Below are 11821 nucleotides of genomic sequence, written 5' to 3' on the forward strand. Positions count from 1 at the left end.
ATAAAATGATCCCATGTAGGCGCTGACTTGTTTGCGAATCGGCTACGCAGCAGTCGTAAAATGGCTGGATTCACCCCCGCATGAAGGTCGTCCCGCCCTTTTCGCAGACAAGTCAGCTCCTACGTCCATGGGCCTATTGCACGATTCCACTTCCACTACCCTCGCGTGGTGGATTGCCAGTACGCCTCAGAAAAGGGACGGGGGCGCTCTACAAAACGCAAATTCCCTGCGGCTTTAGAATCCTGGCTGGCCTATCATTAGCCACCTAACGACAGGTCAGGGTTTGAACCGCATGCTGGGTATATTTTTTGAAACCCTGAACATCACCGCGCCCGTGTTTGCCATGCTGTTTCTGGGCGTGTTGCTCAAGCGGGTGGGCTGGATCAACGACAGCTTTATCCATACAGCTTCCGCGCTGGTGTTCAACGTCACCATGCCTGCGCTGTTGTTTCTCGGCATTATTCATGCGGATCTGCATGCGGCCTTGCAGCCCAGGCTGCTCGCTTATTTTGTCGTGGCGACGTTGCTGAGTTTTGCCTTGTCCTGGGGGTGGGCGATCTGGCGTTGCCCACATGAGGATCGCGGGATTTATACCCAGGGCGCCTTTCGCGGGAACAACGGCGTCATCGGCCTGGCCCTGGCTGCCAGCATGTACGGCGACTATGGCATTTCTCTGGGGGCGATTCTCGCTGCGCTGGTGATCCTGTTTTACAACACGCTGTCGACCATCGTGTTGGCAGTCTACAGCCCGGTGATCAAGTCCGATCCGTGGAGCGTATTCAAAAGCATCCTGTGCAACCCCTTGATCATCAGCGTGCTGGCAGCCGCGCCTTTTGCCTATTTCAACATCGGCTTACCGGGTTGGCTGGAAACGTCCGGCAAGTACCTGGCGCAGATGACCTTGCCGCTGGCATTGATCTGCATCGGCGGCACCTTGTCACTGGCGGCATTGCGCAAGAGTGGTGACATGGCAGTCAGCGCCAGTCTGGTGAAGATGGTCTGGCTGCCGGTGTTCTGTACCTTGGGCGCCTGGCTGTGTGGTTTTCGCGGGGCGGAGCTGGGGATTCTGTTCCTGTACTTCGGCAGCCCGACCGCTGCGGCCAGCTTTGTCATGGCGCGTGCGGCCAATGGCAATCATGAGCTGGCTGCGGCGATCATCGTCATCACCACCCTGGCGGCAGCGGTGACGACTAACCTCGGCATTTTCATTCTGCAATGGGGCGGTTGGATCTAGTCCGCTTTCTGGTAGGTGTCGATCACTTCCTGCGCTGCACGAAACGCATCGATCGCCGCCGGTACGCCGGCGTACACCGCGCAATGCAGCAGCGCTTCGCGAATCTCTTCGACCGTACAGCCATTGTTCAACGCGCCGCGCACATGGCCTTTGAGTTCTTGCGGGCATTTGAGCGCGGTAAGGGCAGCAAGGGTGATCAGGCTGCGGGTTTTCAGCGGCAGACCTTCGCGGTTCCAGACGCTGCCCCACGCATGTTCGTTGACGAAATCCTGCAGCGGTTGGGTGAAGTCGGTGGCGTTGTTCAGCGCCCGGTCGACAAATGCATCACCCATTACCTGGCGGCGCATGTTTACGCCGCTGTTATTGCTGTCAGTCATGGCAATCTCCTCAATGTTGGCGCCGCCAGGCTCGAACTGTACTGAGCGCAAGCAAGGCGGCAAGCAGGGGTAGCACGAAATGAATCATCAGTTTTTCAAGGGTGTCAGCCAGCGGCATGCCGGTGGTGAACGAAATAATATGCAGCCCATAGGCGCCATACAGGGCCAGGAGCAGCAAGCCTTCAGCGCGGGTTACCCGCAGACCTGAATAGAACACTGGCAGGCAGAGTGTCGCGACAGCCAGCATGACCGGTATATCGAAACTCAGCGCGTTGGGCGAGACCGATAGAGGGGCCGGCGCGATCAAGGCGGTCAGGCCGAGCACCCCCAGCAGGTTGAACAGATTGCTGCCAATCACGTTGCCGGCGGCAATGTCCCGCTCGCCACGCCACGCGGCGATCAACGAGGTGGTCAATGCCGGCAGCGAGGTGCTGACGGCGATCACGGTCAGTCCGATTATCCGTTCGGAAAGGCCCAGGTCCTGGGCGATCACCACGGCGGCTTCCACCAATAAGCGTCCGCCGACCACCAGCAAGGCCAGACCGCAGGCCATTACCACCAGACTGCTGAACCATGGAGCTTTCTTGTGCAGTGCCTCTGTCAGGGTATTTTTCTGAAGATGACTGTGGCTACTGCCATGCGCGGATCGACGCAGCAGGATCAACAGATAAATCAAAAGGGTAATCAGCAGGATCGAGCCATCCAGCGCGCTGAGCTCACCATTGTACGAGAGGCCGAAGACCAACAGGCTGGCGCCGATCATCAGTGGAATATCCACGCGCACCAACTGTCTGGCCACCCGTAGCGGAATGATTAGCGCCGAGAAACCAAGGGTTACCAGGATATTGAAGATATTGCTGCCGATCACGCTGCCCACGGCGATGTCCGGGCTGTCGGAAAAGGCTGCTTGCAGGCTGACCGCCATTTGCGGGGCGCTGCTGCCCAGTGCGACCACGGTCAGGCCAATGATGAGCGGGCGGACCTTAAGGCTGGCGGCCAGACGCACAGCAGCGCGTACCGACAGCTCGGCACCGATCACCAGCAGGAGCAAGCCACCAAACAGCTGAAGCAGGCTTGGCAGCGGAAGCGTCGATAGCTCGAGAATTCAGATCACCCTTCAGTCGCTCAAGGTTTGCACGCGCACTCGCGTTACGCCGCTGTGCAGCATACCCAGTTGTGCAGCGGCTTTGCGTGACAAATCAATCAAGCGCCCACGGACATGCGGGCCTCGGTCGTTGATACGTACTACGACGGTTTTGTCGTTGTCCAGATCGGTGACCAACACCCGCGTGCCGAAAGGCAGCTCGCGATGGGCGGCGGTCAGGGCGTTTTGATCGAAGCGTTCACCACTGGCGGTACGTTTGCCTTGATGTTTGGCGCCGTAATAGCTGGCGCCGCCGACTTCGTTGTAACCGCGTGGGTCGATGTTATGGCTGGCGCAACCGGCCAGTAGAGTAAGCAGTGCACAAGCGCTGAAGAGCCGCCACATGGATTTTGGTCCTTCATGTTGAGCAGGTTTGGGTCGGCACAAATCCCCTGATACAGGAGTTGACGCGCAACTACGCGTCCCGCTGTGAAGACCAGGCAGCGCGGTCGGTCAGATACTCCGCGCCGTATGGCCTTCGCAGACAAGTCAGTTACTACCCTGGGCCGATGTATCAGCCTTCGAGCTTGCTTTTGAGCAATTCGTTCACTTGTTGTGGGTTGGCTTTGCCCTTGGATACCTTCATTGCCTGACCAACGAAGAAACCGAACATTTTGCCGCGTTTGGCTTCATCGGCGGCACGGTACTGTTCGACCTGTTCGGCGTTGGCGGCCAGCATCTCGTCCAGCATCGACTCAATGGCGCCACTGTCGGTGACTTGTTTCAGACCGCGTTGGGCAATGACCTCGTCAGCGCTGCCTTCACCGTTGGCCATGGCCTCGAACACCATTTTGGCAATTTTGCCGGAGATGGTGTTGTCGGTAATGCGCAGCAACATGCCGCCCAGCTGCTCGGCACTGACCGGTGCTTGCTCGATTTCCAGGCCAAGTTTGTTCAACAGGCTACCCAGTTCGACCATGACCCAGTTGGCCGCCAGCTTGGCGTCGCCGCCGATGCTGACTACTTTTTCGAAGTAATCGGCTTGCTCGCGGCTCGACGCCAGCACGCTCGCGTCGTAGGCCGACAGACCGAATTGCGCCTGGAAGCGCTCGCGCTTTTGCGGCGGCAGCTCAGGCAGGGTGGCGCGCACTTCAACCAGGAACGCGTCTTCGATCACTACGGGCAGCAGGTCTGGATCGGGGAAGTAACGGTAGTCGTTGGCTTCCTCCTTGCTGCGCATGGAGCGGGTTTCGTCTTTGGCTGGGTCGTACAGGCGGGTTTGCTGGATGACCCGGCCGCCGTCTTCGATCAGCTCGATCTGGCGTTGTACTTCGGTGTTGATCGCCTTCTCGATGAAGCGGAACGAGTTGACGTTCTTGATCTCGCAACGCGTGCCGTATTCAACCTGGCCCATTGGCCGGATCGACACGTTACAGTCGCAGCGCAGCGAACCTTCGGCCATGTTGCCATCGCAGATGCCCAGGTAACGAACCAGCGCGTGGATCGCCTTGACGTAAGCCACGGCCTCCTTGGCGGTGCGCATGTCCGGCTCGGACACGATTTCCAGCAATGGCGTGCCAGCGCGGTTGAGGTCAATCCCAGTCATGCCGCTGAAGTCTTCATGCAGGCTTTTGCCCGCATCTTCTTCCAGGTGCGCGCGGGTAATGCCGACCCGTTTGACCGTGCCGTCTTCCAGCGTGATATCCAGGTGGCCTTTGCCGACGATTGGCAGCTCCATCTGGCTGATCTGGTAGCCCTTGGGCAAGTCCGGGTAGAAGTAGTTCTTGCGCGAGAACACATTGTGCTGACCGATCTCGGCATCAATCGCCAGACCGAACTTGACCGCCATGCGCACCGCTTCTTCGTTCAGCACCGGCAACACGCCTGGCATGCCCAGGTCGATCAGGCTGGCCTGGGTGTTGGGCTCAGAACCGAATGTGGTGCTGCTGCCGGAGAAAATCTTCGATTGGGTGGCGAGCTGGGTGTGAATTTCCAGCCCGATCACAACTTCCCATTGCATGTTCATTCCTCAAAAAATGCCAGGGAGATTTGAAAGTGTAGCGAGCGACGGCAAGACAAGGCGGAAACTGGCGAGCAAGCGGAGTTGACTTTAGTCAATGAGCATTGCAAGCCAGTTTTCAACGCAGTATTACCGAGCGCAGCAGCTTTCAAAATCCCTGGGGGGCGCGGGTATGCCAGTCAGTGACTTGCTGGTACTGATGCGCGACGTTGAGCAGGCGGCCTTCCTGGAAATACGGGGCGAGCAGTTGCACGCCGACCGGCAGGCCCTCGACGAAACCGGCAGGCATGGACAAGCCCGGCAGGCCCGCGAGGTTGGCGGTAATGGTGTAGAAATCTTCCAGATAGGCAGAAATCGGGTCGTTGTTCTTGGCGCCGATTTTCCAGGCCGGGTTAGGCGTGGTCGGGCCGAGGATCACGTCGACTTCAGCGAACGCGTTCATGAAGTCGTTCTTGATCAGGCGCCGGACTTTCTGCGCTTGCAGGTAATAAGCGTCGTAGTAACCGGCCGACAGTACGTAAGCACCGACCAGGATCCGCCGCTGAACTTCCGGGCCGAAGCCTTCGGCGCGTGAGCGCTTGTACAGATCGGTCAGGTCTTTCGGGTCTTCGCAGCGATAGCCAAACCGCACACCGTCGAAGCGCGAGAGGTTGGAGGATGCTTCCGCCGGGGCGATCACGTAATAGGCCGGGATCCCGTGTTGCAGGTTCGGCAGGCTGACGTCCTTGACCACGGCACCGAGCTTTTCCAGCTCCTTGACGCTTTCAAGTACCAGCTCGGCGATGCGCGGGTCGAGACCCGCGCCGAAGTATTCTTTCGGGATGCCGATGCGCAGGCCTTGCAGCGAGCCATTGAGGCAGGCGGAATAATCCGGCACAGGCTCGTCGATGCTGGTCGAGTCCTTTGGATCGAAACCGGCCATGCCTTGCAGGAGCAGGGCACAGTCTTCCGCGTTACGCGCAAGCGGGCCGGCCTGATCGAGGCTGGAGGCATAAGCGATCATGCCCCAGCGCGAAACGCGACCGTACGTCGGTTTCAGGCCGGTAAGGTTGGTCAGCGCTGCCGGTTGGCGAATCGATCCGCCGGTGTCAGTGCCCGTTGCAGCAGGTATCAGACGAGCGGCAACGGCGGCTGCCGAACCACCGGACGAACCGCCGGGAACGTATTCGAGGTTCCACGGGTTTTTCACCGGGCCGTAGTAGCTCGATTCATTGGCAGAACCCATGGCGAATTCGTCCATGTTGGTCTTGCCCAGCGTGACCGTGCCGGCAGCCGCGAGCTTGGCAACTACGGTTGCGTCATACGGTGATGTAAAGTTGTCGAGCATCTTCGAGCCGCAGCTGGTGCGTACGCCCTCAGTGCAGAACAAGTCTTTATGCGCCAGTGGCGCGCCCAGCAGCGGGCCGCTCTCACCCGCTGCGCGGCGAGCATCGGCAGCTTGCGCCTGGCTGATCGCCAGCGCTTCGGTCTGTGTGATGAAGCTATTGAGCTGCGGGTCGAGCTGGGCGATACGCGCCAGCAGAACCCGGGTCAATTCTTCGGAAGAAAACTTTTTGTCGGCGAGTCCGCGGGCGATCTCGGCCAGAGTCAATTGATGCATTGCAGGCTCTTTCCCTTACTCGATGACTTTCGGAACCAGATACAGGCCTTTTTCGACCGCTGGTGCGATGGCTTGGTAAGTCTCGCGATTATTTCGCTCGGTCACGACGTCCGCACGCAGACGTTGAGAGGCCTCCAGCGGGTGCGCAAGGGGCTCTATACCGCTGGTATCGACGGCCTGCATCTGGCTGACCAGTTCGAGGATACTATTAAGTGCTTCGGTAGTACGCGGAATATCGGCGTCATTGAGGCCAAGTCGAGCCAAATGAGCGATTTTTTCCACGTCGGAGCGTTCAAGCGCCATGGGATTCTCCAGTGGAAAGCAAACGGATGTCATCCGTGTGGTAGATTGTCGGAACACTATCGCATTTCTACGGTCATAAGGCCGCGAACGTCTAGGGTCGTGCTCGGAAAAACAGCCAATTTAACATATTGGCTCCTTGCCCAAAATCCCTGTCGTTGTTAGAGTTTGCCGCACTTTTTTACCCACGCGTTGCCTAGGGTCCCTTTCCCATGTTCAAGAAACTGCGTGGCATGTTTTCCAGCGATCTGTCTATCGACCTGGGCACTGCCAACACCCTTATTTACGTGCGAGAGCGCGGTATTGTTCTGAATGAACCGTCGGTTGTGGCCATTCGCACCCACGGTAATCAGAAGAGCGTCGTTGCTGTCGGGATGGAGGCCAAGCGTATGCTGGGCCGGACTCCAGGCAATATTGCAGCTATTCGCCCAATGAAAGACGGTGTTATCGCCGATTTCAGTGTGTGCGAAAAAATGCTGCAGTACTTCATCAACAAGGTTCACGAAAACAGCTTTCTGCAGCCTAGCCCTCGTGTGCTGATCTGCGTACCGTGCAAATCCACCCAGGTGGAGCGCCGGGCGATCCGTGAATCAGCTCTGGGTGCGGGCGCTCGCGAAGTGTTTCTGATCGAAGAGCCAATGGCTGCGGCAATTGGTGCAGGTCTGCCGGTTGAAGAAGCTCGCGGTTCGATGGTGGTCGATATCGGTGGTGGTACCACTGAAATCGCGCTGATCTCCCTCAACGGTGTGGTGTATGCCGAATCCGTGCGCGTGGGCGGCGACCGTTTCGACGAAGCGATCATCACCTATGTGCGCCGTAACTACGGCAGCCTGATCGGTGAGTCGACTGCAGAACGCATCAAGCAGGAGATCGGTACAGCCTACCCGGGCGGTGAAGTACGTGAAGTCGATGTACGTGGCCGTAACCTGGCCGAAGGCGTTCCACGTGCCTTCACCCTGAACTCCAACGAAGTGCTTGAAGCACTGCAGGAGTCCTTGGCGACTATCGTTCAGGCGGTGAAAAGCGCCCTGGAACAATCGCCGCCTGAACTGGCTTCGGACATCGCCGAACGCGGTCTGGTGCTTACGGGTGGTGGCGCGTTGCTGCGTGACTTGGACAAACTGCTGGCTCAGGAAACCGGTTTGCCGGTGATCGTTGCCGAAGACCCACTGACCTGTGTTGCTCGTGGCGGTGGTCGTGCCCTGGAAATGATGGATAAGCACACCATGGATCTGCTCTCCAGCGAATAAGTTCGCCGGACGACTCTCCACGTGGCCCCCGTTTACAGGTAGCACTCAGTAGTGCTACCTGTATGCGTTGGGCTGACGCCAACATTTGGTGTTCAACTTCTCAATCTGCGTCCAGGCCGGTTCCATGCCGAATAAGCACAACCCGTTGAAGCTCAACCCAGCAAAAACATGCCTGGGAGGAGCGGCCTATTAAACCGCTTTTCGCAAAAGGTCCCTCTCTGGGCGTGCGCCTGTTGGTGCTGGTGGTGTTGTCGGTTGCGCTGATGGTGGTGGATGCCCGCTTTACGGTGCTCAAGCCCGTTCGCAGTCAGATGTCACTGGTGTTGATGCAGTCGTACTGGGTCGCTGATCTACCACAGCGCTTGTACCAGGGTGTCGCCAGCCAGTTCGGCAGTCGTACCGAACTGATCGCCGAAAACGAAAAGCTCAAGACCGAAGCCTTGCTCCTGCAAGGGCGCCTGCAAAAACTGGCGGCCTTGACCGAGCAGAACGTACGTCTGCGCGAGTTGCTCAACTCTTCCGCACTGGTCAATGAAAAGGTCGAAGTGGCCGAGTTGATCGGCATGGACCCCAACCCCTTCACGCATCGCATCATCATCAACAAAGGCGAGCGCGATGGGGTGGTCCTCGGTCAGCCGGTACTCGATGCCCGTGGCTTGATGGGGCAGGTGGTCGAACTGATGCCCTACACCTCACGGGTCCTGCTGCTGACAGACACGACCCACAGCATTCCTGTGCAGGTCAATCGTAACGGTCTGCGTGCCATTGCCAGCGGCACCGGTAACCCGGAGCGCCTGGAATTACGCCACGTCGCCGACACCGCTGATATCAAGGAAGGCGATTTGCTGGTGAGTTCCGGCCTCGGTCAGCGCTTCCCGGCAGGTTATCCGGTGGCGACGGTCAAAGAAGTGATCCATGACTCCGGTCAGCCGTTCGCCATCGTGCGTGCGGTGCCGACCGCTGCGCTGAATCGCAGTCGTTACCTGTTGCTGGTGTTCAGTGATAGCCGCTCGCCTGAGCAGCGCGCCGCCGATGCGGCGCAAGCCCAGGAAGCGATTGATCGGCAAGCAGCCGACCCTGCCGCAACCCCAGCCAATCCCGCTGCGGCCCATGCACCCGCTACTGCGCCGACGATCCCGGCGGCTACGCATGCAAATCCTGCGTCCGCTGCGCCTGCCCACGCGCCTGCAGCGTCTGCCACTCATTCACCGGCAACCGCTGTGTCGAAACCGGTCGCCAAGCCCGCTACGTCCAAGCCAGCGGTCGCCGCGCCTGCTACCCCTCGGGAGAGGCAATAATGGTTAATCTCGCCCGTGCAAAAAACGGCTGGGTGGTCTGGTTCACGTTCGCGGTAGGTTTACTGCTGAGCGTTTCACCATTGCCGCAGTTCATGGAAATCTTTCGCCCGCTATGGCTGGCACTGCTATTGGCTTTCTGGGCATTGGCGTTACCGCACAAAATCGGTATGACCACCGCCTGGCTGCTCGGTCTGGCCGAGGACGTGCTGTATGGCACGTTGCTGGGGCAGAACGCGCTGATCCTGACCCTGATTACCTTCCTTGTGTTGTCGTTGCAGCAGCGCTTGCGTATGTTCCCGATGTGGCAACAAAGTCTGGTGATTCTGGTGATTTTCGGTCTGGCGCAGTTGGCTCAGCTCTGGCTCAGCGCCTTGACCGGCAATCGTCAGCCGACGCTTGCACTGGTGTTGCCAGCGCTGGTCAGCGCGTTATTGTGGCCGTGGGTGAGTTATGGCCTGCGAGGGTTGCGTAACCGCTTGAGTATCAATTAGGCGGATTCACATTCGCCTGACGTTTCGCCCCGTGACATGTTTTGCGTAGCGCGTATTGCAGAGTGGCAACGCCCACGATCACTGACAGGGAGATGTCCTTATGCCCCCGCTCTATCTGGCTTCGGGCTCACCCCGTCGCCGTGAACTGCTGACGCAGATAGGCGTGCCTTTTACTTCGCTCAGTGCACAGATCGATGAAACCCCTTTGCCCGACGAGGCCCCGATGGCCTACGTCGAACGGCTTGCGCGAGGCAAAGCCGAGGCCGGTCTGGCGTTGCTGGCAGTCAGCGAAGGGGGCTCCAGCCCTTGTGTGATCGGTGCTGACACCGCCGTGGCGCTCAATGGAAAAATCCTCGGCAAGCCGGTCGACGAAGCCGATGCCCTGGCGATGTTGAGCGCCTTGTCCAGCCATGAACACGAAGTGCTGACTGCCATCGCTGTGATCAACAACCAGCGTTGTGAAACCCGTGTGGTCCGCAGTCTGGTGCGCTTTCGCTCGATTCAGGTTGAGGAAGCCAAGGCTTACTGGGCCAGCGGCGAGCCACACGACAAAGCAGGCGGTTACGCGATTCAGGGGCTGGCGGCTGTTTTTGTCGCCGATCTGCACGGCAGTTATTCGGCGGTGGTCGGATTGCCGTTGTGCGAAACCGCAGAACTTCTTGGCCGTTTCGGCATACCCTGTTGGCAACGCCTGGAAGGTAATAAACCATGAGTGAAGAGATTCTGATCAACATCACGCCGATGGAGTCGCGTGTGGCCGTGGTTGAGAACGGTGTGCTGCAGGAAGTCCACGTTGAGCGGACCCAGCGTCGCGGCATCGTCGGCAACATTTATAAAGGCAAAGTCGTACGGGTTCTACCCGGCATGCAAGCGGCCTTCATCAACATCGGCCTGGACCGCGCAGCGTTCATTCATGCGTCGGAAATTTCAATGCGCGAAGGTCCGGCCGTTGAAAGCATCAGTGCGCTGGTGCATGAAGGCCAGAGCTTGGTAGTGCAGGTCACCAAAGACCCGATTGGCAGCAAAGGTGCGCGTCTGACCACGCAATTGTCGATCCCGTCGCGCTATCTGGTGTACATGCCCAAAACCTCCCACGTCGGGATCTCCTTGAAAATCGAAGACGAAGCCGAGCGCGAGCGTCTTAAAAAGGTGGTCACCGATTGCGTTGCGCTGGAAGGTATCAAGGAGGCCGGCGGTTTCATCCTGCGCACGGCAGCTGAAGGCGCTGGTGCGGATGAAATCCTGATGGATATCCGCTACCTGCGCCGTCTCTGGGATCAGATCGGCGAGCAGATCAAGACCGTGGGAGCCCCCAGCGTTATTTATGAAGACCTGGGCCTGGCCCTGCGCACCCTGCGGGATTTGGTCAGCCCGCGCATCGAGAAGATCCGTATCGATTCGCGCGAGACCTTCCAGCGGACCACCCAATTTGTCGCCGAGCTGATGCCGGAAATCGCGGATCGCCTGGAGCATTACCCGGGGGAGCGACCCATTTTCGACCTGTACGGTGTCGAAGATGAAATCCAGAAAGCCCTAGACCGCAAAGTGCCACTCAAATCCGGCGGGTATCTGGTCATCGATCCAGCCGAAGCGATGAGCACCATTGACGTGAACACCGGGGCGTTCGTCGGTCATCGAAACCTCGAAGAGACCATCTTCAAGACCAACCTGGAAGCGGCCACCGCGATTGCCCGTCAATTGCGCCTGCGCAATCTGGGCGGGATCATCATCATCGACTTCATCGACATGGAGGATGGCGAGCACCAACGCCAGGTCCTGCGTACGTTGGAGAAACAACTGGAGCGTGATCACGCCAAAACCAACATCATCGGTATTACCGAGTTGGGCCTGGTGCAGATGACCCGCAAGCGCACCCGCGAAAGCCTTGAACAAGTGCTGTGCGAGCCTTGCAGCAGTTGCCAGGGGCGCGGCAAGTTGAAGACGCCCGAGACGGTCTGTTATGAAATTTTTCGCGAAATATTGCGTGAAGCCCGCGCTTATCAAGCGGAAGGCTATCGTGTATTAGCCAATCAGAAAGTCGTGGACCGTTTGCTCGATGAAGAGTCGGGTAACGTTGCCGAGCTGGAAGGTTTTATCGGTCGTACCATTCGTTTTCAGGTCGAGACCATGTACTCCCAAGAACAATATGACGTGGTGTTGCTCTAAC

The 11821-nt window shown here is 58.6% G+C and carries 12 protein-coding genes; 6 read left to right on the top strand and 6 right to left on the bottom strand.

What is annotated here, in order from left to right; all coding sequences use genetic code 11:
• Positions 1-292: 292 nt before the first annotated feature.
• On the top strand, positions 293-1234 hold the full coding sequence (locus tag ACVBEG_RS01475) for an AEC family transporter (protein WP_322181927.1): 942 nt from the start codon (positions 293-295) through the stop codon (positions 1232-1234).
• Here ACVBEG_RS01475 and ACVBEG_RS01480 read toward each other — a convergent pair.
• The 6 genes from ACVBEG_RS01480 to gatC form a co-directional block, all read right to left on the bottom strand.
• Complete coding sequence (locus tag ACVBEG_RS01480; RefSeq protein WP_322181925.1) at positions 1231-1611, bottom strand: carboxymuconolactone decarboxylase family protein; 381 nt, start codon at positions 1609-1611, stop codon at positions 1231-1233. The genes ACVBEG_RS01475 and ACVBEG_RS01480 overlap by 4 nt on opposite strands.
• A gap of 10 nt (positions 1612-1621) precedes the next feature.
• The gene (locus ACVBEG_RS01485) at positions 1622-2683 is read right to left on the bottom strand and encodes a calcium/sodium antiporter (RefSeq protein ID WP_447108440.1); all 1062 of its coding nucleotides are present in this window, start codon (positions 2681-2683) and stop codon (positions 1622-1624) included.
• Positions 2684-2728: 45 nt separating this feature from the next.
• Positions 2729-3100, bottom strand: a complete 372-nt coding sequence (locus tag ACVBEG_RS01490) for a septal ring lytic transglycosylase RlpA family protein (RefSeq protein WP_322181923.1) — start codon at positions 3098-3100, stop codon at positions 2729-2731.
• A 169-nt stretch (positions 3101-3269) separates the two neighbouring features.
• Positions 3270-4715 (bottom strand): Asp-tRNA(Asn)/Glu-tRNA(Gln) amidotransferase subunit GatB, encoded by a 1446-nt coding sequence (gene gatB, locus ACVBEG_RS01495; protein ID WP_322181921.1) that lies wholly within the window; start codon positions 4713-4715, stop codon positions 3270-3272.
• 148 nt (positions 4716-4863) lie between these two features.
• Positions 4864-6315, bottom strand: coding sequence for an Asp-tRNA(Asn)/Glu-tRNA(Gln) amidotransferase subunit GatA (gatA, locus tag ACVBEG_RS01500; protein WP_322181919.1), 1452 nt, complete (start codon positions 6313-6315; stop codon positions 4864-4866).
• Positions 6316-6330: 15 nt separating this feature from the next.
• The gene (gatC, locus tag ACVBEG_RS01505) at positions 6331-6618 is read right to left on the bottom strand and encodes an Asp-tRNA(Asn)/Glu-tRNA(Gln) amidotransferase subunit GatC (protein WP_219062314.1); all 288 of its coding nucleotides are present in this window, start codon (positions 6616-6618) and stop codon (positions 6331-6333) included.
• 209 nt (positions 6619-6827) lie between these two features.
• Between gatC and mreB the strand changes: the two genes are divergently transcribed.
• From mreB to rng, 5 genes are all read left to right on the top strand, one after another.
• Positions 6828-7865: a rod shape-determining protein MreB gene (gene mreB, locus ACVBEG_RS01510; protein ID WP_020292894.1), complete on the top strand. Its 1038-nt coding sequence runs from the start codon at positions 6828-6830 to the stop codon at positions 7863-7865.
• A 188-nt stretch (positions 7866-8053) separates the two neighbouring features.
• Positions 8054-9163 (top strand): rod shape-determining protein MreC, encoded by a 1110-nt coding sequence (gene mreC / locus ACVBEG_RS01515; protein WP_322278456.1) that lies wholly within the window; start codon positions 8054-8056, stop codon positions 9161-9163.
• Positions 9163-9654, top strand: a complete 492-nt coding sequence (gene mreD / locus ACVBEG_RS01520; protein ID WP_219062313.1) for a rod shape-determining protein MreD — start codon at positions 9163-9165, stop codon at positions 9652-9654. The genes mreC and mreD overlap by 1 nt, the downstream gene beginning before the upstream one ends.
• A gap of 100 nt (positions 9655-9754) precedes the next feature.
• Positions 9755-10366, top strand: a complete 612-nt coding sequence (locus tag ACVBEG_RS01525; RefSeq protein WP_447107293.1) for a Maf family protein — start codon at positions 9755-9757, stop codon at positions 10364-10366.
• Positions 10363-11820, top strand: coding sequence for a ribonuclease G (rng, locus tag ACVBEG_RS01530; RefSeq protein ID WP_322181910.1), 1458 nt, complete (start codon positions 10363-10365; stop codon positions 11818-11820). Before ACVBEG_RS01525 ends, rng begins: the two co-directional genes overlap by 4 nt.
• The last annotated feature ends 1 nt before the right edge of the window (position 11821 follow it).

The organism is Pseudomonas sp. GG8, from assembly GCF_052976945.1.

Coding starts and splice junctions, on each gene's coding strand:
- mreB (WP_020292894.1), top strand. CDS start 6,828: ATGTTCAAGAAACTGCGTGGCATGTTTTCCAGCGATCTGTCTATCGAC.
- ACVBEG_RS01525 (WP_447107293.1), top strand. CDS start 9,755: ATGCCCCCGCTCTATCTGGCTTCGGGCTCACCCCGTCGCCGTGAACTG.
- gatA (WP_322181919.1), bottom strand. CDS start 6,315: ATGCATCAATTGACTCTGGCCGAGATCGCCCGCGGACTCGCCGACAAA.
- rng (WP_322181910.1), top strand. CDS start 10,363: ATGAGTGAAGAGATTCTGATCAACATCACGCCGATGGAGTCGCGTGTG.
- ACVBEG_RS01475 (WP_322181927.1), top strand. CDS start 293: ATGCTGGGTATATTTTTTGAAACCCTGAACATCACCGCGCCCGTGTTT.
- mreD (WP_219062313.1), top strand. CDS start 9,163: ATGGTTAATCTCGCCCGTGCAAAAAACGGCTGGGTGGTCTGGTTCACG.
- gatC (WP_219062314.1), bottom strand. CDS start 6,618: ATGGCGCTTGAACGCTCCGACGTGGAAAAAATCGCTCATTTGGCTCGA.
- gatB (WP_322181921.1), bottom strand. CDS start 4,715: ATGCAATGGGAAGTTGTGATCGGGCTGGAAATTCACACCCAGCTCGCC.
- ACVBEG_RS01480 (WP_322181925.1), bottom strand. CDS start 1,611: ATGACTGACAGCAATAACAGCGGCGTAAACATGCGCCGCCAGGTAATG.
- ACVBEG_RS01490 (WP_322181923.1), bottom strand. CDS start 3,100: ATGTGGCGGCTCTTCAGCGCTTGTGCACTGCTTACTCTACTGGCCGGT.